The organism is Arthrobacter sp. NPDC080031 (assembly GCF_040702485.1).
Classification (GTDB): Bacteria; Actinomycetota; Actinomycetes; order Actinomycetales; family Micrococcaceae; genus Arthrobacter.
Genome location: NZ_JBFBLA010000004.1, coordinates 156,138 through 177,428, shown reverse-complemented (window position 1 = coordinate 177,428; position 21,291 = coordinate 156,138). Strand labels below are relative to the sequence as shown.

Below are 21,291 nucleotides of genomic sequence, written 5' to 3'. Positions count from 1 at the left end.
CCGGTGTAACCGACCCCCGCGGTCGGGCGTGTCGCGATTTCCACGCACGCACGTCCGCATTCCTTTGGGGATCTGGGTTATGTTTGGGCTTCAGCTTGGACCCTGGCACCCGGCATTATCCGGATCGGGACGCGAAGAAGCGCTTGAACAACTCACCTAGTATGCCGGAATTCTCCGGCATACGCCAATCGGACCTCGTCCGACCATTGCCATCGGCTCCCGCGCTCGGGATGATGGGGGCATGACCGTCCAAGATACTGCCACTGTGGGGGATCTTGCAAACCGCATCAGGCCGGACTTCACCCTGGGGGTCGCCGCGGCCGCCTTTCAGATCGAGGGCTCGCTTACGGCGGATGGACGCGGACCATCAAGCTGGGATGCATTTGCCGAGAAACCGGGAGCGATCGTCGACGGGCACTCCCCCGCGGTCGCGTGCGACCACTACAACCGGACGGATGAGGACATTGCCCTCATCCATGAGCTGGGCGTGGATTCCTACCGGTTCTCCCTCTCCTGGCCACGGATCCAGCCCGGCGGCAAGGGACCCATCAACCAACAGGGCCTGGACTTCTACGACCGTCTGATCGACAAGCTCCTCAAGGCCGGGGTCTCCCCCATGGTGACCTTGTTCCATTGGGACACTCCCCTGCCCTTGGAGCACGACGGCGGCTGGCTGAACAGGGCGACGGCGGAACGGTTCGCCGAATACTCCGCTGCGGCCGCACACCGCTTCGGTGACCGCGTTGCGCAATGGGTCACCCTCAACGAACCCGTTTCGGTCGCGTTGCAAGGATATGCGCTCGGTGTCCACGCTCCCGGCAGGCGGCTGCTTTTCGATGCGTTGCCGGCTGCCCACCACCAGTTGTTGGGGCACGGCCTGGCCGTCCAGGCCCTGCGCGCTGCCGGGGTGGCGGGAACTATTGGCGTAGCCAATGTCCATTCGCCGGTCATGCCCGCAACTAAACGCTTGGCCGACGTCCTCATGGCCAAGGCCTTCGACCTCATCTTCAACCGGGTCTATGCCGATCCCATCCTCCTGGGGCGGTACCCGAAGCCTCCACTGCAGGTGAGGCCCTGGTTCCGGGCTTTGGGCAAGGTCCGGGACGAGGATCTGAAGACCATCCACCAGCCGTTGGATTTCTACGGCTTGAACTACTACTACCCCGTCAAGGTAGCCTCGGGCCGCGGCGACGGGGACACCCCTGTCAGCAACCCGGAGATGATGGCCAAGCTGCCGTTCCACCTGGCGGCCTTCCCGGAATACGAAACAACAGGATTTGGTTGGCCTGTGGCTCCCGAGCACCTCGGAATCCTGCTGCGGGAACTCAAAGACCGGTACGGGCCAGCGCTGCCTCCCCTCTTCATCACGGAGAGCGGCGCCAGTTTCCCGGAGCCGGACCACACCCGGGGTCCAGTGCACGACGCCGACCGCATCAGTTACCTTGCTTCGCACCTTGGCCAGGCCTTGAGGGCCACGGCGCCTGGCGGGATCGCCCACGACGTCGAACTTCTGGGCTACTACGTCTGGACGCTCCTGGACAACTTCGAATGGGCTGCCGGATATTCACAGCGATTCGGGCTGGTGCACGTTGATTTCGACACGCTGGAAAGAACCCCCAAGGACTCCTACTACTGGTACCAGTCCTTGAGCAAGGCGCGCCGGAGCTGATTCGGAGTCCCCCTTTTGTGGACCGATCGTGCTAAATCAGTCTTTCCTGTTCGCACGTTTGATGCGCTTCGCCCGCTCGATCTCGCGGCGGAAGTATTTCCTTCCCCACATCACGCCAGCTACCACCACAACCACCAGGACCAGGAAAATCAGCGTTCCCATTCAGCATCCTCCTTTGAGGCAACGCTATCAGGGCGTGCTCCGCATCCGGCAGTGCAGGCGTGCACCCCCGGCTGGGCGCTTGAGTCCGAGACGGCACCTTGGGCAGCAAAGAAGAACCCCGCCACGATAGTGACGGGGTTCTTCTTTGGTTTGCTACCGGGCGCCAGGCGCCCGGTCCTTCACCGATCTACAAGTAGGAACTACTTGAGGATCTTGGTGACACGTCCCGAACCAACGGTGCGGCCACCTTCACGGATTGCGAAGCCGAGGCCCTCTTCCATAGCGATCGGCTGGATGAGCTCAACGGTCATCTCAGTGTTGTCGCCAGGCATAACCATTTCCGTGCCTTCCGGCAGGGTGATAACGCCGGTTACGTCCGTGGTACGGAAGTAGAACTGCGGGCGGTAGTTCGAGTAGAACGGGTTGTGACGTCCGCCTTCGTCCTTGGAAAGGATGTAGACGTTGGCCTCGAAGTCGGTGTGCGGGGTGATGGAACCCGGCTTGACGACAACCTGGCCACGCTCGACGTCGTCGCGCTTCAGACCGCGGAGCAGGAGGCCACAGTTCTCGCCGGCCCATGCTTCGTCGAGCTGCTTGTGGAACATCTCGATACCGGTAACGGTGGTCTTCTGGACCGGACGGATACCAACGATTTCAACTTCAGAGTTGATCGCGAGGGTACCGCGCTCGGCGCGACCCGTAACAACGGTGCCACGACCGGTGATCGTGAAGACGTCTTCGATCGGCATCAGGAACGGCTTGTCGCGGTCACGAACGGGGTCCGGAACCGAGTTGTCGACAGCTTCCATGAGGTCCTCGACGGACTTGACCCAAACCGGGTCGCCTTCGAGTGCCTTGAGGCCGGAAACACGCACAACCGGAGCGTCGTCGCCATCGAAGCCCTGAGCGCTGAGCAGCTCGCGAACTTCCATTTCAACGAGGTCGAGAAGCTCTTCGTCCTCGACCATGTCGGACTTGTTCAGCGCGACCAGCAGGTAGGGAACGCCAACCTGGCGGGCGAGCAGAACGTGCTCGCGGGTCTGAGCCATCGGGCCGTCAGTGGCGGCAACCACGAGGATCGCACCGTCCATCTGGGCAGCACCGGTGATCATGTTCTTGATGTAGTCAGCGTGACCCGGAGCGTCTACGTGTGCGTAGTGGCGCTTCTCGGTCTGGTACTCAACGTGGGAGATGTTGATGGTGATACCACGCTGGCGCTCTTCCGGAGCAGAGTCAATCGACGCGAAGTCGCGCTGCTCGTTGAGAGTGGGGTACTTGTCGTACAGCACCTTGGAAATGGCGGCAGTCAGCGTCGTCTTACCGTGGTCAACGTGACCAATGGTGCCGATGTTGACGTGCGGCTTAGTCCGCTCGAACTTTGCCTTTGCCACAGGTTCCTCCTAGAACGATTTCAAGTGAGTTGCTCCTCGGCCGCGCTTTTCGCGGCAGAAACTCCAGCAAGTCTACTTGGGGGCTTTGGATTTGGTGAAATTGCAGATTCAGGGACCAATGCTGGTGCCTGGAGTCTGTTCGTGCAGGGACCGGACTGCGGCCTGGGCCACAGCCCGGCGCCTGCACTGAATGCTTTCCCGGAACGGGCCAGCATCCTGGTTTATCCGTCGGTGATTACTCGCCGCGGTTCTTCTGGATGATCTCGTCGGCAACTGCCTTCGGGACCTCGGCGTAGCTGTTGAACGTCATGGAGTACACAGCACGGCCCTGGGTCTTCGAACGCAGGTCACCGATGTAGCCGAACATGCCGGACAGCGGAACGTGCGCACGGATCACCTTGACGCCAGCGGCATCTTCCATGGACTGCATCTGGCCACGGCGGGAGTTCAGGTCACCAATTACTTCACCCATGTATTCCTCAGGGGTGCGGACCTCAACATCCATCAGCGGTTCGAGCAGAACCGGGTTCGCCTTGCGTGCGGCTTCCTTGAAAGCCATACGGCCGGCGATCTTGAACGCCATTTCCGAGGAGTCAACATCGTGGTACGCGCCGTCAATCAGCGTGGCCTTGATGCCGACAACCGGGTAGCCGGCCAGAACGCCGTCGTTGAGTGCATCCTGGATACCCGCGTCAACGGACGGGATGTACTCGCGGGGCACGCGGCCACCGGTGACCTTGTTCTCGAACGCGTAGAGCTCGCCGTCGGCGGTGTCCATCGGCTCGATGGCGATCTGGATCTTAGCGAACTGACCCGAACCACCGGTCTGCTTCTTGTGCGTGTAGTCGTGACGCTCTACAGCGCGCTTGATGGTCTCGCGGTAAGCAACCTGCGGCTTGCCGACGTTTGCCTCGACCTTGAATTCGCGGCGCATGCGGTCCACCAGGATGTCCAGGTGGAGCTCGCCCATGCCAGCGATGATGGTCTGACCGGTGTCCTCGTTGAGGGAGACCTGGAAGGTCGGGTCCTCAGCGGAGAGCTTCTGGATGGCCGTGGAGAGCTTCTCCTGGTCACCCTTGGTGTTCGGCTCGATGGCAACCGAGATCACGGGCTCCGGGAAGCTCATGGACTCGAGCACGATCTGGTTGTTCGCGTCGCACAGGGTGTCGCCCGTCGTCGTGTCCTTCAGACCGATTGCTGCGTAGATGTGGCCCGCAGTAGCGCCTTCAACAGGCATTTCCTTGTTGGCGTGCATCTGGAACAGCTTGCCGATGCGCTCCTTCTTGCCCTTGGTGGAGTTGACCACCTGGGCACCTGCTTCTACGTGACCGGAGTACACGCGAATGAAGGTGAGCTGGCCGAAGAACGGGTGCGCGGCAATCTTGAACGCCAGGGCCGAGAACGGCTCTTCGGCAGAAGGCTTGCGGGTGAGCTCCTTCTCTTCGTCGCGCGGGTCGTGACCGACCATGGGCGGGACGTCGAGCGGGTTCGGCAGGAAGTCAACGACAGCATCCAGCATCGGCTGTACGCCGCGGTTCTTGAAGGCAGAACCACAGAGAACCGGGTAGAGCTCGGAGTTGATGGTCATCTTGCGGATGCCGGCCTTGAGCTCCTCGACAGTGAGTTCTTCACCTTCGAGGTACTTCTCCATGAGTTCTTCGGAAGCCTCGGCAACAGTCTCAACGAGCTGTGCACGGTATTCCTCAGCCTTGGCCTGGAGATCGGCGGGGATCTCCTGGACCTCGTACTTGGCACCCATGGTGACGTCACCCTTGGCATCGCCCGGCCACACCAGGGCGCGCATCTCAAGGAGATCCACGACGCCGATGAAGTCGTTCTCTGCACCGATCGGCAGCTGGAGAACCAGCGGCTTGGCACCGAGGCGGCTGATGATGGTGTCTACGGTGAAGTAGAAGTCAGCGCCGAGCTTGTCCATCTTGTTGACGAAGCAGATACGCGGCACGTTGTACTTGTCGGCCTGGCGCCAAACAGTCTCGGACTGCGGCTCGACGCCTTCCTTGCCATCGAAGACGGCAACGGCACCGTCGAGGACGCGCAGCGAGCGCTCGACCTCAACCGTGAAGTCCACGTGGCCCGGGGTGTCAATGATGTTGATCTGGTTCTTGTCCCAGAAGCAGGTCACGGCGGCAGACGTGATGGTGATGCCGCGTTCCTTTTCCTGTTCCATCCAGTCGGTCGTCGAAGCGCCGTCGTGCGTTTCGCCGATCTTGTGGTTCACACCCGTGTAGAACAGGATGCGCTCGGTGGTGGTGGTCTTGCCGGCATCGATGTGGGCCATGATGCCGATGTTGCGGACCTTGCTAAGGTCGGTAAGCACGTCCTGTGCCACGGTGTCTCCCTTTCGGATGGACTACACGTTCGCCGCCGGCTCGTCGGAGCCGGCGGCGTACGGGAAGTTTTACCAGCGGTAGTGTGCGAAGGCCTTGTTCGACTCGGCCATCTTGTGGGTGTCTTCGCGACGCTTCACAGCGGCACCGAGACCGTTGGACGCATCCAGGATTTCGTTCTGGAGGCGCTCGGTCATCGTCTTCTCGCGGCGAGCCTTGGAGTAGCCGACCAGCCAGCGGAGAGCGAGGGCGGTGGAGCGGCCCGGCTTGACCTCAACGGGAACCTGGTAGGTTGCGCCACCGACACGGCGGGAGCGGACCTCGAGGGAAGGCTTGACGTTGTCCATGGCCTTCTTGAGGGCGGCGACGGGGTCGCCACCGGACTTGGCGCGTGCACCTTCGAGTGCGCCGTAAACGATGCGCTCTGCGGTGGACTTCTTGCCGTCGATCAGAACCTTGTTGATCAGCTGGGTGACCAACGGGGAACCGTATACGGGATCGGAAACTAGCGGCCGCTTCGGGGCCGGACCCTTGCGAGGCATATTACTTCTTCTCCATCTTTGCGCCGTAGCGGCTGCGGGCCTGCTTGCGGTTCTTGACACCCTGGGTATCGAGGGCACCACGGACGATCTTGTAACGGACACCCGGAAGGTCCTTCACACGACCACCACGGACCAGCACGATGGAGTGCTCCTGGAGGTTGTGGCCAACACCGGGGATGTAGGCGGTAACTTCAACGCCACCGTTGAGGCGCACACGTGCAACCTTACGGAGAGCCGAGTTCGGCTTCTTCGGGGTGGTCGTGTAAACGCGGGTGCAAACACCGCGGCGCATCGGGCTGCCCTTAAGCGCGGGAGCCTTGGTCTTGGAGACCTTAGGCGTGCGGCCCTTGCGGACCAGCTGGTTAATCGTAGGCACTTTCGTGTTCTCCGTTGGTTGATCTCTGCTCCGCGCCAGGCGAGGGCCTGTGTTGCGTGAGAGCTTTGGCGTTGTCCATGCGGCCCTGGTCCGAAGACCCGATGGGCGTGCAAAAGTGCGGCATTCGTTGCGCACGTAGCCCGCAACCCGGAAACAGGCTCCACCCAAGCATCATGAGAACAAAACCGAAATGATGCTGCGGCGGCCTTCATCCACTGCCACACAGAACAATTACCAAAATTCTAGCATGGCTTGATCTGAGGCCTTAATCGGGTGTATGGCGCACGACGACGGCGCGTGCCGCCCGCCGTCGTCGTGCGCCTAACGGCGCGCGAGGTCCGTCAAACGGGAAGAACCCCGCACTCACGGAGTGCGGGGTCCTTCCATTGCGTTCCGGACTCCGGGTCAGCGGAAGTCGTTGCCGAGATCGTAGTCATCCAGCGGGATGGCATGGAACTCGGGAGCTCCATCGCCGCCCAGGGCGTCGTACGAGAAGTCGGTGAAGGCGCTGGGGCCCGTGAACAGGCTTGCCTTTGCTTCTTCAGTCGGCTCCACGGTGACCTCGGTGTAACGGGGCAGGCCCGTACCGGCCGGGATGAGCTTACCGATGATGACATTCTCCTTGAGGCCAAGCAGCGGGTCGCTCTTGCCTTCCATGGCCGCCTGCGTCAGAACGCGGGTGGTCTCCTGGAAGGAAGCGGCCGACAGCCAGGACTCGGTTGCCAGGGATGCCTTCGTGATACCCATGAGTTCCGGACGACCGGAAGCCGGGGTACGGCCTTCGGACACCACGCGACGGTTCTCGTCCTCGAAGCGGCTGCGCTCAGCGAGCTCGCCCGGAAGCAGCTCGGAGTCGCCGGATTCGATGACGGTCACGCGGCGCAGCATCTGACGGACGATGACTTCCACGTGCTTGTCGTGGATGCCAATGCCCTGGCTGCGGTAAACGCCCTGGACCTCGTCCACCAGGAACTTCTGGGCGGCACGCGGACCCATGATGCGCAGAACCTGCTTCGGGTCCACAGGACCGTTGATCAGCTTCTGGCCGACGCTGACGTGCTCGCCATCCTCGATGAGGAGGCGGGAACGGCGCAGCACCGGGTAGGCGATCTCCTCGGAACCGTCGTCCGGGGTGATGATGAGGCGCATCTGGCGCTCGGACTCTTCGATGGCGATGCGGCCGGCTGCTTCAGCAATCGGTGCAACACCCTTCGGAGTACGGGCTTCGAAGAGCTCCTGGATACGGGGCAGACCCTGGGTGATGTCGTCGCCACCGCTGGCCGAAACAGCACCACCGGTGTGGAACGTACGCATGGTCAGCTGGGTACCGGGTTCACCGATGGACTGAGCGGCGATGATGCCGACGGCCTCTCCGATGTCCACGGTCTTGCCGGTGGCCAGCGAACGGCCGTAGCAGAGTGCACAGGTACCGACCTTGGACTCACACGTGAGCACGGAACGGACCTTGACCTCGGTGATGCCGGCTGCGAGCAGCTCGGCAATGACGACGTCGCCGCAGTCGGTGCCGGCAGCCGCCAGCACCGCGCCCTTGGAGTCGACGACGTCGACGGCGAGGGTACGTGCGTAGGCGCTGTTCTCGACGTTCTCGTCAAGGACCAGCTCACCGTTGGAGTCCGGCACCGCGATTGCGGTCATGAGACCACGCTCGGTGCCACAGTCCTCTTCACGGACGATGACGTCCTGCGAAACGTCCACCAGGCGACGGGTCAGGTAACCCGAGTTGGCGGTACGCAGCGCGGTGTCGGCCAGACCCTTACGGGCACCGTGCGTGGCGATGAAGTATTCCAGCACCGACAGGCCCTCGCGGTACGAGGACTTGATCGGACGCGGGATGATCTCACCCTTCGGGTTGGCCACAAGACCACGGATACCCGCGATCTGGCGGACCTGCATCCAGTTACCACGTGCACCGGAGGACACCATGCGGTTGATGGTGTTCATCGGGGACAGGCTGTCACGCATCGCCTGGGCGATTTCGTTGGTGGCCTTGTTCCAGATCTCGATCAGTTCCTGGCGACGCTCGTCGTCGTCGATCAGGCCCTTGTCGTACTGGCCCTGGATCTTGGCAGCCATCGTCTCGTAACCGGCCAGGATGGCCGGCTTGGAGGTGGGCACCTCGATGTCGGAGATTGCCACGGTGACGCCCGAGCGGGTTGCCCAGTAGAAACCGGCGTCCTTCAGGTTGTCCAGCGTTGCAGCCGTGACAACCTTCGGGTAGCGCTCTGCGAGGTCGTTGACGATCCGGGACAGCTCGCCCTTGTCGGCAACAGCCTCGACCCACGGGTAGTCCTCCGGCAGGGTCTCGTTGAAGAGAACCTGGCCGAGGGAGGTCTGGACCAGTGCGGTCTGACCGGGCTCCCAGCCTTCCGGAGCTTCCCAGCCGGCGTAAGGGACAAAGCCCTCAAGGCGGATCTTGACCTGGGAGTTCAGGTGCAGCTCGCGGGCATCGTAGGCCATGATGGCTTCCGCGACCGAGGAGAAGATCCGGCCTTCGCCTGCGGAACCAACGCGCTTGGTGGTCAGGTGGTACAGACCGATGATCATATCCTGCGAAGGCAGGGTCACCGGACGGCCATCAGACGGCTTCAAGATGTTGTTGGAAGACAGCATCAGGATGCGGGCTTCAGCCTGCGCTTCGGGGCTCAGCGGCAGGTGGACTGCCATCTGGTCGCCGTCGAAGTCGGCGTTGAAGGCGCCGCAAACCAGCGGGTGAAGCTGGATGGCCTTGCCTTCAACAAGCTGCGGCTCGAATGCCTGGATGCCGAGGCGGTGCAGGGTAGGTGCACGGTTGAGCAGCACCGGGTGTTCGGTGATGATCTCTTCCAGCACGTCCCAGACCTGCGGGCGGTAACGCTCGACCATGCGCTTGGCCGACTTGATGTTCTGCGCGTGGTTGAGGTCAACCAGTCGCTTCATCACGAACGGCTTGAAGAGCTCCAGGGCCATCTGCTTGGGCAGGCCACACTGGTGCAGCTTCAGCTGCGGGCCGACGACGATGACCGAACGGCCCGAGTAGTCGACGCGCTTGCCGAGCAGGTTCTGGCGGAAACGGCCCTGCTTGCCCTTGAGCATGTCGCTCAGGGACTTCAGCGGACGGTTGCCCGGACCCGTGACCGGACGGCCGCGGCGGCCGTTGTCGAAGAGGCTGTCAACAGCTTCCTGAAGCATGCGCTTCTCGTTGTTGACGATGATCTCCGGAGCACCGAGGTCAAGCAGTCGCTTGAGTCGGTTGTTGCGGTTGATCACACGGCGGTAGAGGTCGTTGAGGTCGGAGGTCGCGAAGCGGCCACCGTCCAGCTGGACCATCGGGCGCAGTTCCGGCGGGATCACGGGGACGGCGTCCAACACCATGCCAAGCGGGCTGTTGTTGGTGGTCAGGAATGCGTTGACAACCTTCAGGCGCTTGAGGGCACGGGTCTTGCGCTGGCCCTTGCCGTTCTGGATGGTGTCGCGCAGGGACTCCGACTCTGCCTGCATGTCGAAGTTCTCAAGACGCTTCTTGATGGCTTCGGCACCCATGGAGCCTTCGAAGTACATGCCATAGCGGTCGCGCAGTTCGCGGTACAGGCCTTCGTCACCTTCAAGGTCGGCGACCTTGAGGTTCTTGAAGCGGTCCCAGACCTGCTCGAGGCGCTCGATCTCAGCATCCGCGCGCTTGCGGACATTGGCCATCTGACGGTCCGCGGAGTCGCGGGCCTTCTTCTTGTCTGCAGCCTTGGCGCCTTCACCTTCGAGGCGGGCAAGCTCGTCCTCAAGGTCGCGGGCGATCGTGGCGATGTCGCTGTCGCGGTTGTCGACGAGCTGCTTCTTCTCAAGGTCGTGCTCCACCTGGAGGTTCGGCAGTTCCGCGTGACGGCTCTCGGTGTCGACGCTGGTGATCATGTAGGCAGCGAAGTAGATGACCTTTTCAAGGTCCTTCGGTGCCAGGTCAAGGAGGTAGCCCAAGCGGGAGGGAACACCCTTGAAGTACCAGATGTGCGTGACGGGAGCGGCCAGCTCAATGTGGCCCATGCGCTCGCGGCGCACCTTGGCGCGGGTGACTTCAACGCCACAACGCTCGCAGATGATGCCCTTGAAGCGCACGCGCTTGTACTTGCCGCAGTAGCATTCCCAGTCCCGGGACGGGCCGAAGATCTTCTCGCAGAAGAGGCCGTCCTTCTCGGGCTTGAGCGTGCGGTAGTTGATGGTTTCCGGCTTCTTGACCTCACCGTAAGACCAGCCGCGGATGTCTTCCGCGGTGGCGAGGCCGATCTGCATGAGGCCGAAGGAGGATTCGCTGGACATATGGTCCCTGTTCTCTCTTGTTCTCTAAATTCTGAAGTCTTGGGTTTACGGAAAGAGGCAGCTGCCTTGGCTGGCGGTCTGCACCGCCAGCCAGAGCGGCTGTTTAGACCTCTTCTACGGAGCTGGGCTCTGCGCGAGACAGATCAATGCCCAGTTCTTCCGCAGCCGTAAAGACTGCGTCATCAGAGTCACGCATTTCGATCGTCGTACCGTCCGTGGAAAGAACTTCCACGTTCAGGCACAGCGACTGCATTTCCTTGATCAAGACCTTGAAGGATTCCGGAACGCCAGGCTCGGGGATGTTCTCGCCCTTGACGATGGCTTCATAGACCTTCACGCGGCCGTGGATGTCATCCGACTTGATCGTCAGCAGTTCCTGGAGGGTGTAGGCAGCGCCGTATGCTTCGAGCGCCCACACTTCCATTTCACCGAAGCGCTGGCCACCGAACTGCGCCTTACCACCCAGCGGCTGCTGCGTGATCATGGAGTACGGACCGGTGGAGCGTGCGTGGATCTTGTCGTCCACCAGGTGGTGGAGCTTCAGGATGTACATGTAGCCCACGGAGATCGGGTCCGGGAACGGCTCGCCGGAGCGGCCGTCGAACAGACGGGTCTTACCGGAGGAGTCGATCAGGCGGTCACCGTCGCGGGTCACGTTGGTGGAATCCAGCAGACCTGTGATTTCCTCTTCGCGCGCACCGTCGAACACCGGGGTGGCGACGGTGGTCTGGCCGGTTTCACGAGGCAGGTTCGGGAGGTTCTTGACCCACTCCGGCTCGCCTTCGATCTTCCAACCGGTCTTGGCAACCCAACCCAGGTGCGTTTCAAGCACCTGGCCGACGTTCATGCGGCCCGGAACACCCAGCGGGTTCAGGACGATGTCCACCGGCGTACCGTCGGCAAGGAACGGCATGTCTTCCACGGGCAGGATCTTGGAGATGACGCCCTTGTTACCGTGGCGGCCGGCGAGCTTGTCGCCGTCGGTGATCTTGCGCTTGGCAGCGACGTAGACGCGGACCAGCTGGTTGACGCCCGGGGGCAGCTCGTCGTCGTTGTCGCGGTCGAAGACGCGCACGCCGATAACCGTGCCGGACTCACCGTGGGGAACCTTCAGGGAGGTGTCACGCACTTCGCGGGACTTCTCGCCGAAGATCGCACGGAGGAGGCGCTCTTCCGGAGTCAGTTCGGTTTCACCCTTCGGGGTGACCTTTCCGACCAGGATGTCGCCGGCTTCAACCTCGGCACCGATGTGGATGATGCCGCGCTCGTCCAGTCCTGCGAGGACTTCCTCGGACACGTTGGGGATGTCACGGGTGATTTCCTCGGCACCAAGCTTGGTGTCGCGGGCATCGATCTCGTGCTCCTCGATGTGGATGGAGGAAAGAACGTCCTCAGCGACGATGCGCTGCGACAGGATGATGGCGTCCTCGAAGTTGTGGCCTTCCCAGGACATGAATGCCACGAGGAGGTTCTTGCCGAGGGCGAGTTCACCCTGGTCCGTTGCCGGGCCGTCAGCGATGATGCCGCCGACTTCGAGGCGCTGGCCTTCGTTGACCAGGACACGGTGGTTGTAGCAGTTGCCCTGGTTGGAACGGGCGAACTTGTTGATGCGGTAGCTGGTTTCCGTGCCATCGTCGTTGAGCATGGTGACGAGGTCAGCGGAAACTTCGTTGACGACACCGGCCTTCTTCGCGATGACAACGTCACCGGCGTCGACAGCTGCAGCGCGCTCCATGCCGGTGCCCACGAACGGGGCCTCGGAACGCACCAGCGGCACGGCCTGGCGCTGCATGTTGGCACCCATGAGTGCGCGGTTTGCATCGTCATGCTCGAGGAACGGAATCAGGGCGGTAGCTACGGACACCATCTGGCGCGGGGAAACGTCCATGAACTGAACGTCGGCAGCCGGAACCAGGACGGGCTCGCCTCCACCACCACGGGCACGGACAAGCACGGTTTCTTCCGCGAACTTCTTGTCGGCGTCCAGCGGTGCGTTGGCCTGTGCGATCAGGACTTCGGCTTCGTCGTCGGCGGTGAGGTACTGGACCTCATCGGAAACGACACCCTCGGACACCAGGCGGTACGGAGTCTCGATGAAACCGAACGGATTGATGCGGCCGTAGGAAGCCAGCGAACCGATCAGGCCGATGTTCGGGCCTTCAGGAGTTTCGATGGGGCACATACGTCCGTAGTGGGACGGGTGGACGTCTCGGACTTCCATGCCTGCGCGGTCACGGGACAGACCACCCGGGCCAAGGGCCGACAGGCGGCGCTTGTGGGTCAGACCCGACAACGGGTTGTTCTGGTCCATGAACTGCGACAGCTGGGACGTTCCGAAGAACTCCTTGATGGCTGCCACAACGGGGCGGATGTTGATCAGGGTCTGCGGCGTGATCGCTTCGACGTCCTGCGTGGTCATGCGTTCGCGGACGACGCGTTCCATGCGGGACAGGCCGGTGCGGACCTGGTTTTCGATCAGTTCGCCGACGGCGCGGATGCGACGGTTGCCGAAGTGGTCGATGTCATCGATCTCGACGCGGAGCTCGTGGTCTTCGCCATCGCGCTTGCCCATGAGGGTCTTCTCGCCGGCGTGAAGCGCGACGAGGAACTTGATCATGGCCACGATGTCTTCAACGTGCAGAACCGAAGCTTCCTTGTCGCCAAGGGAGCGGTCGATGCCGAGCTTGCGGTTGATCTTGTAACGGCCAACCTTGGCCAGATCGTAGCGCTTGGCGTTGAAGTACAGGTTGTCCAGCAGGGACTGGGCAGCCTCGACGGTGGGCGGCTCGCCCGGACGCAGCTTGCGGTAGATGTCCAGCAGGGCGTCTTCGCGGGTTTCGGTGGCGTCCTTCTCCAGCGTTGCGCGCATGGAGTCGTACTGGCCGAACTCTTCGAGGATCTGGCCTTCGGTCCAACCAAGGGCCTTCAGCAGAACGGTGACCGACTGCTTGCGCTTGCGGTCGAGGCGTACGCCGACCTGGTCGCGCTTGTCGATTTCGAGCTCGAACCATGCACCGCGGGACGGGATGATCTTTGCAGTGAAGATGTCCTTGTCGCTGGTCTTGTCAGCGGTGCGCTCAAAGTAGGCGCCCGGCGAACGGACCAGCTGGGAGACGACGACACGCTCGGTGCCGTTGACGACGAACGTTCCCTTCTCGGTCATGAGAGGGAAATCGCCCATGAACACGGTCTGCTGCTTGATTTCACCCGTGTTGTTGTTCATGAACTCGGCCTTGACATACAGCGGTGCCGAGTAAGTGGCGTCACGGTCTTTGCATTCGGCCATGGTGTACTTCGGATCAGCGAACTCCGGCTCGGAGAAGCTCAGGGACATAGTGCCCTGGAAGTCCTCGATGGGGGAGATCTCTTCGAAGATGTCAGCAAGTCCAGAGGTGGTGGCGACGCTCAGGTCGCCTTCCTCGACGGCCTTCGCTACACGCGACTGCCAGCGTTCGTTTCCGACCAGCCAGTCAAAGCTGTCTGTCTGCAATGCGAGCAGATTCGGAACGTCCAGCGGTTCGTGAATCTTTGCGAATGAGAGCCGGCGAGTGGCACCATCGGTGCTTGCCGTATTAGCGGTTTCGTTATTAGAGGTGCTCGAGGCGACCAAGAGGGATCCTTCCACAGACCTTCAGGCGTTTTCAGATCTCCCCCGCTTGCACCCTGCAGATTGAATCCGCAGTGTACCTTTCCGGTTCCGCTATATGACCCGGGACCCCGGCCGACCAAGACCATGCTCGTTCTAACGGCACGTCGATGGCGCAGCTGAGAGGTAAAGCCCACCGCTATATGAAGGCTGAAGGTTAACAGGGAAGACGCAAATATCCACGATACGGCAAATCAACCAACCTGTCTACCCCACATCCGGCCCGAATGCAAGCACAGTTGCCGCAGGCACCTATGGGACCCGGCCCCATACCGCCGTGGGCGGAATGTTGATCCACGCTCCATTGTTGAATGGAGAGGTGATGTACGCCACGGTAACCTAGGCTCACCACCCTTGATCGGAAGAGAGACAATGAGCACCCCCTCAGACACAGCGGACAACAACAACGACGTTGTCATCCTTTCCGCCAGCCGTACCCCACAGGGACGGTTGAACGGGCAACTGGCCGGGCTCACCGCCGTCGAGCTCGGTGGCCACGCCATTTCGGGCGCCATTGCCGCGAGCGGACTCACCGCGGACAAAGTGGACGCAGTGATTATGGGACAGGTCCTGCAGGCGGGCGCCGGCCAGAATCCGGCCCGGCAAAGCGCCATCGCCGCCGGAATCGGCTGGAACATCCCGGCCGTCACCATCAACAAGGTCTGCCTCTCCGGGCTGACTGCCGTGATCGATGCCGCGCGGATGATCCGCAGCGGAGACGCCGTCGTCGTGGTTGCCGGCGGCCAGGAATCGATGAGCCGCGCTCCCCACTTGCTGCCCGGTTCGAGGCAAGGGTGGAGCTATGGGGCGATCCAGGCCCTCGACGTCGCGGCCCATGACGGCCTCACCGATGCGTTCGATGGCCAGTCAATGGGCCTGTCCACCGAGATCAAGAACCTCTCCCTGGGCATCGACCGCCGGTCCCAGGACGAAGTGGCCGCCGCTTCGCACCAGCGCGCGGCCGCGGCCGCCGCGCAAGGAGTGTTCGACGGCGAGATCACGCCCATCAGCGTCAAACAGCGCAAGGGAGAACCCCTGCTGCTGACAAGCGACGAAGGCGTCCGCCCCCAGACAACGCTTGAGACCCTGGCCCCGCTGAAGGGCGCCTTTGCCACCGACGGGACCATCACCGCCGGCAACTCCTCTCCCCTGTCCGACGGCGCCTCCGCCCTCGTTCTCACGAGCCGCCGCTTCGCCGAGGAAAACGGCCTAGACTACCTTGCCGTCGTCGGCAAGCCCGGCCAGGTAGCGGGACCCGACAACAGCCTGCATTCGCAGCCTTCCAACGCGATACGGCACGCGCTGGACCGCGCGGGGTGGACGACGGCCGATCTGGACTTCATCGAGATCAACGAAGCCTTCGGCTCGGTTGCGGTGCAGTCCTTGAAGGACCTGGACTATCCCTTGGAGAAGTGCAATGTCCACGGCGGGGCGATTGCGATTGGACACCCGATCGGCGCTTCGGGAGCCCGGCTTGCCCTCCACGCGGCCCACGAGCTGAAGCGCCGCGGCAAGGGCAAAGCGGCGGTCGCCCTCTGTGGTGGCGGCGGCCAGGGCGAAGCGCTGCTTCTCTACCGCGACTAGGTATTCGGCGTATTCGGGTATTCGGCGTATTCGGCAGCGGGAGCAGCCATAACGGAAATGGAGCATGAATGCGGGGCACTGAGCGATTCCTCGCCGACGCGGCAGCGCGCGGACTCGACGTCCAACTCGTGGAGCGGGCGGCGGCAAGCAGCCTTGACGAAGCGGCCCGCATCATGGGGATCACACCGGCCGACATCGTGAAGTCCCTTGTGGTCAAGCACCGGGATGGCACGTTCCTGTTTGCGTTGATTCCGGGTGACCGGCAGATCTCATGGCCCAAGCTGCGTGCCCTTCTGGGCGTCAACAAGCTGTCCATGCCCTCCGCCGACATCGCTTTCGAGGCAACCGGCTATGAGCGCGGCACCATCACGCCGCTGGGAAGTTCGAACCCCTGGCCGGTCTATGCCGATGCCAGCATCGCCGGACGCAGGATCTCCATGGGCGCAGGCGAACACGGATTCAGCGCCTTCGTGAAGGCCGATGAGCTGGCGGACGCGCTGCAGGCCGTAGTAGCCGACATTAGCGACCCCATCTGAGCCTTCCAATAAATGCAACGCGGGGTCACTTACGGCCCATCCAGCGCCACCCAATGGGCCGTAAGTGACCCCGCGTTGCCCTTAAATGCAGGAAGCCCCGCCCGGACGGATCCGGACAGGGCTTCCTGTGTAAAGCGAATTACCTGAAAACGCGAGTTACTTGACAGTAACCGTGGCGCCGGCAGCTTCGAGCTGCTCCTTGGCCTTGTCAGCGGCTTCCTTGGTGGCGCCTTCGAGAACAGCCTTCGGTGCACCGTCAACCAGGTCCTTGGCTTCCTTGAGGCCGAGGGAGGTGATGGCGCGAACTTCCTTGATCACTGCGATCTTCTTTTCACCGGCAGCTTCGAGGATGACATCAAATTCGGTCTTCTCTTCAACTTCTTCGCCAGCGCCGGCGCCAGCCGGGCCCGCAACTGCAACAGCAGCAGCAGTAACTTCGAAGGTCTCTTCGAAGAGCTTGACGAACTCGGAGAGCTCGATGATGGTCAGTTCCTTGAAAGCTTCAATGAGCTCTTCGTTGCTGAGCTTCGCCATGTTTGGCGTCCTTCCTTTAGGTGGTGCTGCCACGGACGTCGTCCGTTACTGCACCGCAGTTTGAATGGGGAGAACTTAGTTCTCTTCGGTTGCTGCGTCAGCGGCTTCCGCCGGAGCGGCAGCCTCTTCTGCAGCAGCCTCGGCGGGAGCCTCTTCGGCAGCCGGTGCTTCTTCAGCGGCCGGTGCTACAGCGCCGCCCTCTTCTTCAAGCTTGAGGCGCAGAGCGTCAATGATGCGTGCAGCAGCGGCAGCAGGTGCCTTGAGGACGCCTGCAACCTTGGCGAGCTGCAGCTCACGGGACTCGAGGGCTGCCAATGCGGCAACCTCTGCTGCGTTCAGTGCCTTGCCTTCGAAGTAGCCGGTCTTGATGACCAGCTGCTTGTTGACCTTGGCAAAGTCCGTCAGGCTCTTGGCGGCAGCAACCGCGTCACCCTTGATGAATGCAATTGCAGTGGGGCCGGCGAGCTGACCGTCGAATGCTTCGACACCAGCTTCCTTGGCTGCAATGGCGGTCAGGGTGTTCTTGACGACCGAGAACTTGGTGTCCAGGCCGAGAGAAACACGCAGCTGCTTGAGCTGTGCAACAGAGAGCCCGCGGTATTCGGTCAGGACAGCGGCGTTCGATTCCTTGAAATCGTTGGTGATCTCAGCTACTGCGGAGATCTTGCTAGGCGTTGCCATAACCCTCCTTCCGGGGAATAAAGCCGGTTTTCCGGGTCCCCGCTCAAAAGAGCTGCAACTAAAAAACGCCCCGCGCAGATGCACGGGGCTTGGCTCAACACGATCCAATGATCGTGGAGATTTGCTTCGTTCACCTGCGCCGGCCGCCCTTTGTCAGGGTCCTTCGTCAAGGAATCCACTTGGTTCTTCCGCGCGTGGCTGCAGAGTTGAGCTGCGCCCGGAGGAGTGGATTCCCATCAACCGACGGTCTTTGGTAGTTCAAGCTTACGGGACGGGCAAGTGCATCGCCAAATCGCGCCGCTTCACTCGGAGGAGGTGACCCTCGGGCCCATGTCCGGCAGTTCCTTCTGCCACAGACCGGTGACCCCGGCAGTGGTGAACCCCAGTTGCTTGTTCACGGTCAGCAGGTACCGGTTTTCCGGGGCATTCCAGGTGTAGATCACCCGGGCATCGGGAAACTGTTCGCTGAGGCGTTGCATATTGGCGACCTTGATGAGGAGCCCGAGTTTGTTTCCCCGGTGCTCCTGCAGGACGATCGTGTCGTCCTGGAAGACGACATCCTGGCGTTGCGCCAGGACGCTGATCGTGGTGAGCCCGACGATCCGCCCGCTGGCGACGTGCTCGACGGCGGTTACCACCGTTCGGCGCCCCTGCGCGACGGCGGCGTCTTCCGCCTGGCGCAACACGCCGGCGTCGAACACCAACTGCTGCTGCTCCGCTTCCGCGGTCCCACTGCCCTCGGACACCACCTCCCCGGCCGCGTTCTCCAGCGCGGCCACAGCTTCGAGCCACTGTTGCGGGCAACGGTCGGTCCAGTGGTGGAGCCGATAGCGGCCGGCGTTCGCGGCTTCCGCTTCGGCTTCAAGCTCAGCGACGAGTTTTGAATCCAGCGGAAGCGCACAGGAACTGAACTGTTCTATGTGCTGGAGGGTGTAGCCGGTGCGACGGGCAAAATCGACCTCGCGGCTGGCCAGGGGAACAAACCCCAGGCCGCTGCCAGGCACGAGCTGGCCCTCGGCACCACCGCGCAAGGACTCCGCCGGGTGGTTGGTGTCCACCATGATCATCGTCCGGCCCTCGCTTCTGGCGAAGTGCTCGGCAGCTTCCAGGAGCTGCCGGCCGACGCCCCTGCGCTGGAACTCAGGAAGGATGTCGAGGGTGAACTCGGCCAGGTCCATGTTGTCGGCAAGGGGCAGTGCGATGTCCACAGTACCGACAATGCGGCCGTCAACGCGGGCCACGAGAATGACCTGGCGTTCGTAAGGATCGCCGAGCTCGAGCAGTTTCTCCAACGGTGTGTAGGCGAGATCGTCCGTGCCCCAGATCTGCATCCGGACCCTGCGACTGACTTCGACGGCGGCCAGGAAGTCCTTTGCGTCCTCGGCGTCAAGGGAATCCGGGATCCAGAGTTGGCCGATCTCCACCGTGCTCGTCATTTGATCCTCTTTTGCCATTCGCCGTCGTATCCCGCCGCTTTGAAGCCGAGCTGTACGTTGATGGAAAGCATATGTTCGTTTTCCTCGGCGTTAAAAGTCACGACGCGCCGGACCTCCGGACATTCCGTTTGCAGCCTGCGCAGATTGGCCAGCTTCACGAGCATTCCCAGTCCGTGGCCACGGTGCGGCTTCGCCACCAGAGTATCGTCCTGCTCGGCCACCCAAGGCTTCGAAGGATCAAGGTAGATCACGGTGTAGGCCACGAGATCCCCCGTCGACCGATGCTGGGCGGCGGCCACAAGGGAAGTCTGGCCTTCGGCAAGCGTGGTGTCCTCGAGTTGCCTGACGCGGGCAGCGTCCCAGGCCTCTGCCTCGATCTCAAGGCCTCCCGCCGGGGTATCCGTGCTCATCCGGCCCATCAGCCCGGCCATGTGGTCCACGTATTCGCCGGGGCAACGGTTCGTCCACGCAAGGACCTTATAAGCGGCCTCGGCTTTGGAACGCGCCGCAAGCTCCAGCCTTGCCCACTCCGCGTCATGGTCCATGTCCAGGCTGCTGAACCTGCTGGCCTGTTCCAGGGCGTATCCGTTCTTGAGGCAAAAGGCTACTCCCGGACCATCGTCGGGTACTCCCCGGGGTGCCCTCGCCGGATCCAAGGATCCTGCTCCTGCTCCTGCTCCTGCGGCGCCGATCGGGTGTTCGGTGTGCGCCTGCAGGACGTGCCTCCCCTGAGCCATCGCAACCCCCTGGACGGTGCGGAGCAATGCGGTCCCGATTCCTTGCCGGCGGTGCCCCTCCAGAACATCAACCTGGAGCCAAGCGGTATGGACGTTGTCCTTGAGCGGAACCTGGCAGGAAGCGTGCCCGACGATTCTTCCGTCGACCCGGGCGAAGAAGTTCCTCGAGGCCTCGTACGGGGTATCGCGCCATCCGGCAAGCCGGGACCGCGCCGACGATGCCCGGTCCAGGCTTCCCCATGTTTCCAACACCATGGTGTCCAGCACGGAAGTGAGCTCCCGGAAATCCCTGCCGTCCGGCCCGTCCAGGGACTCCGGCAGGTGGAGCTCATGGATGCTGAAATCCGGAAGCCGGCCTGTCATGCCCTCAGCCTAATCAGCGGCCGCCACCCGCGATAGGTGCCGGTTGCATACGACGAAAGGACCGCCCGGCATTGCCGGACGGTCCTTTCGGAGTCGATGCTCCCGGTGGCTTACGCCTCGGTGAGGACCTTGGTGACGTTCGGGTCAACCGAGATGCCCGGGCCGAACGTCGTTGCGACGGTGGCCTTCTGGATGTAGCGGCCCTTGGAAGCGGACGGCTTCAGGCGAAGCACCTCTTCCAGAGCGGCTGCGTAGTTCTCGGCCAGCTTCAGTTCGTCGAAGGAAACCTTGCCGATGATGAAGTGCAGGTTCGAGTGCTTGTCGACGCGGAAGTCGATCTTGCCACCCTTGATGTCGTTGACAGCCTTGGTGACGTCTGCGGTTACGGTACCGGTCTTCGGGTTCGGCATAAGGTTACGCGGGCCGAGGACCTTACCGAGGCGGCCAACCTTGCCCATGAGGTCAGGGGTTGCCACTGCTGCGTCGAAGTCGGTCCAGCCGGCTGCGATCTTTTCGATCAGGTCATCGGAACCAACGAAGTCGGCGCCTGCAGCGATTGCTGCTTCAGCCTTGTCGCCCGTTGCGAAAACCAGGACGCGGGCAGTCTTACCCGTGCCGTGGGGCAGGTTGACGGTGCCGCGGACCATCTGGTCGGCCTTACGCGGGTCAACGCCCAAACGGAAAGCGACCTCAACGGTGGCGTCGAACTTGGACGGGTTGGTGTCCTTGGCGAGCTTGATGGCCTCGAACGGGGCGTAGAACTTGTCTGCCTCGATCTTGGCTGCGGCTGCCTCATATGCTTTGCTGCGCTTTGCCATGCTGCTTATTCTCCTTGTGCAGTTGTGGTCTGCGGACCGCGCTGGGCCCTGCCACAGTTGGAAATCCGGCGTGGATCTCCAACATTTTCAATGATTCAATGGTGCCGGTTTCCCGGCGGATTCACTTCCGGCGAGTGCTTCGTTCCTCAGCCCTCACCGTCCG

At 62.3% G+C, this 21,291-nt stretch carries 15 protein-coding genes; 3 read left to right on the top strand and 12 right to left on the bottom strand.

What is annotated here, in order from left to right; translation table 11 throughout:
• Positions 1 to 241 precede the first annotated feature (241 nt).
• Positions 242 to 1,669: a GH1 family beta-glucosidase gene (locus tag AB0323_RS05050; RefSeq protein WP_366176383.1), complete on the top strand. Its 1,428-nt coding sequence runs from the start codon at positions 242 to 244 to the stop codon at positions 1,667 to 1,669.
• 36 nt (positions 1,670 to 1,705) lie between these two features.
• Here AB0323_RS05050 and AB0323_RS05045 read toward each other — a convergent pair whose 3' ends face one another.
• The 7 genes from AB0323_RS05045 to rpoB form a co-directional block, all read right to left on the bottom strand.
• Entirely contained in the window at positions 1,706 to 1,831 is a 126-nt protein-coding gene (locus AB0323_RS05045) for a hypothetical protein (RefSeq protein WP_364535079.1), read from the bottom strand.
• Between the two features lie 200 nt (positions 1,832 to 2,031).
• Positions 2,032 to 3,222 carry an elongation factor Tu gene (gene tuf / locus AB0323_RS05040; protein ID WP_364535082.1) on the bottom strand — a complete coding sequence of 397 codons (1,191 nt, stop codon included), beginning with the start codon at positions 3,220 to 3,222 and terminating at the stop codon, positions 2,032 to 2,034.
• 235 nt (positions 3,223 to 3,457) lie between these two features.
• Entirely contained in the window at positions 3,458 to 5,572 is a 2,115-nt protein-coding gene (fusA, locus tag AB0323_RS05035; protein WP_236812282.1) for an elongation factor G, read from the bottom strand.
• A 69-nt stretch (positions 5,573 to 5,641) separates the two neighbouring features.
• Positions 5,642 to 6,112 carry a 30S ribosomal protein S7 gene (rpsG, locus tag AB0323_RS05030; protein ID WP_059387355.1) on the bottom strand — a complete coding sequence of 157 codons (471 nt, stop codon included), beginning with the start codon at positions 6,110 to 6,112 and terminating at the stop codon, positions 5,642 to 5,644.
• A 1-nt stretch (position 6,113) separates the two neighbouring features.
• The gene (rpsL, locus tag AB0323_RS05025) at positions 6,114 to 6,488 is read right to left on the bottom strand and encodes a 30S ribosomal protein S12 (RefSeq protein WP_009358312.1); all 375 of its coding nucleotides are present in this window, start codon (positions 6,486 to 6,488) and stop codon (positions 6,114 to 6,116) included.
• Between the two features lie 405 nt (positions 6,489 to 6,893).
• Complete coding sequence (locus AB0323_RS05020; protein WP_364535086.1) at positions 6,894 to 10,793, bottom strand: DNA-directed RNA polymerase subunit beta'; 3,900 nt, start codon at positions 10,791 to 10,793, stop codon at positions 6,894 to 6,896.
• Positions 10,794 to 10,896: 103 nt separating this feature from the next.
• Complete coding sequence (rpoB, locus tag AB0323_RS05015; RefSeq protein ID WP_364535089.1) at positions 10,897 to 14,403, bottom strand: DNA-directed RNA polymerase subunit beta; 3,507 nt, start codon at positions 14,401 to 14,403, stop codon at positions 10,897 to 10,899.
• 408 nt (positions 14,404 to 14,811) lie between these two features.
• On the opposite strand from rpoB, the gene AB0323_RS05010 reads away from it, so the two are divergent.
• Both AB0323_RS05010 and AB0323_RS05005 read left to right on the top strand, forming a co-directional pair.
• Positions 14,812 to 16,023, top strand: a complete 1,212-nt coding sequence (locus AB0323_RS05010) for an acetyl-CoA C-acetyltransferase (protein WP_366176382.1) — start codon at positions 14,812 to 14,814, stop codon at positions 16,021 to 16,023.
• Positions 16,024 to 16,091: 68 nt separating this feature from the next.
• Complete coding sequence (locus tag AB0323_RS05005) at positions 16,092 to 16,559, top strand: YbaK/EbsC family protein (protein WP_366176381.1); 468 nt, start codon at positions 16,092 to 16,094, stop codon at positions 16,557 to 16,559.
• Between the two features lie 156 nt (positions 16,560 to 16,715).
• Here AB0323_RS05005 and rplL read toward each other — a convergent pair whose 3' ends face one another.
• The 5 genes from rplL to rplA all read right to left on the bottom strand — a co-directional run bounded on the left by rplL (position 16,716) and on the right by rplA (position 21,128).
• Positions 16,716 to 17,093 carry a 50S ribosomal protein L7/L12 gene (rplL, locus tag AB0323_RS05000; protein ID WP_364535098.1) on the bottom strand — a complete coding sequence of 126 codons (378 nt, stop codon included), beginning with the start codon at positions 17,091 to 17,093 and terminating at the stop codon, positions 16,716 to 16,718.
• A gap of 75 nt (positions 17,094 to 17,168) precedes the next feature.
• The gene (rplJ, locus tag AB0323_RS04995; protein ID WP_366176380.1) at positions 17,169 to 17,774 is read right to left on the bottom strand and encodes a 50S ribosomal protein L10; all 606 of its coding nucleotides are present in this window, start codon (positions 17,772 to 17,774) and stop codon (positions 17,169 to 17,171) included.
• Positions 17,775 to 18,076: 302 nt separating this feature from the next.
• The gene (locus AB0323_RS04990) at positions 18,077 to 19,210 is read right to left on the bottom strand and encodes a GNAT family N-acetyltransferase (RefSeq protein ID WP_366176379.1); all 1,134 of its coding nucleotides are present in this window, start codon (positions 19,208 to 19,210) and stop codon (positions 18,077 to 18,079) included.
• A complete protein-coding gene (locus AB0323_RS04985; RefSeq protein WP_366176378.1) occupies positions 19,207 to 20,310 on the bottom strand; it encodes a GNAT family N-acetyltransferase in 1,104 nt (367 codons plus the stop codon). The genes AB0323_RS04990 and AB0323_RS04985 overlap by 4 nt, the downstream gene beginning before the upstream one ends.
• A 110-nt stretch (positions 20,311 to 20,420) precedes the next feature.
• Complete coding sequence (gene rplA / locus AB0323_RS04980; protein ID WP_028265118.1) at positions 20,421 to 21,128, bottom strand: 50S ribosomal protein L1; 708 nt, start codon at positions 21,126 to 21,128, stop codon at positions 20,421 to 20,423.
• Between the last annotated feature and the right edge of the window lie 163 nt (positions 21,129 to 21,291).

What these genes read in the sequence shown, in the direction of transcription:
- AB0323_RS05020 (WP_364535086.1), bottom strand. Translation starts at nt 10,793, where the DNA reads ATGTCCAGCGAATCCTCCTTCGGCCTCATGCAGATCGGCCTCGCCACC.
- AB0323_RS05005 (WP_366176381.1), top strand. Translation starts at nt 16,092, where the DNA reads ATGCGGGGCACTGAGCGATTCCTCGCCGACGCGGCAGCGCGCGGACTC.
- AB0323_RS05010 (WP_366176382.1), top strand. Translation starts at nt 14,812, where the DNA reads ATGAGCACCCCCTCAGACACAGCGGACAACAACAACGACGTTGTCATC.
- rplA (WP_028265118.1), bottom strand. Translation starts at nt 21,128, where the DNA reads ATGGCAAAGCGCAGCAAAGCATATGAGGCAGCCGCAGCCAAGATCGAG.
- AB0323_RS04985 (WP_366176378.1), bottom strand. Translation starts at nt 20,310, where the DNA reads ATGACAGGCCGGCTTCCGGATTTCAGCATCCATGAGCTCCACCTGCCG.
- AB0323_RS05045 (WP_364535079.1), bottom strand. Translation starts at nt 1,831, where the DNA reads ATGGGAACGCTGATTTTCCTGGTCCTGGTGGTTGTGGTGGTAGCTGGC.
- AB0323_RS05050 (WP_366176383.1), top strand. Translation starts at nt 242, where the DNA reads ATGACCGTCCAAGATACTGCCACTGTGGGGGATCTTGCAAACCGCATC.
- AB0323_RS04990 (WP_366176379.1), bottom strand. Translation starts at nt 19,210, where the DNA reads ATGACGAGCACGGTGGAGATCGGCCAACTCTGGATCCCGGATTCCCTT.
- rplJ (WP_366176380.1), bottom strand. Translation starts at nt 17,774, where the DNA reads ATGGCAACGCCTAGCAAGATCTCCGCAGTAGCTGAGATCACCAACGAT.
- rpsG (WP_059387355.1), bottom strand. Translation starts at nt 6,112, where the DNA reads ATGCCTCGCAAGGGTCCGGCCCCGAAGCGGCCGCTAGTTTCCGATCCC.
- rplL (WP_364535098.1), bottom strand. Translation starts at nt 17,093, where the DNA reads ATGGCGAAGCTCAGCAACGAAGAGCTCATTGAAGCTTTCAAGGAACTG.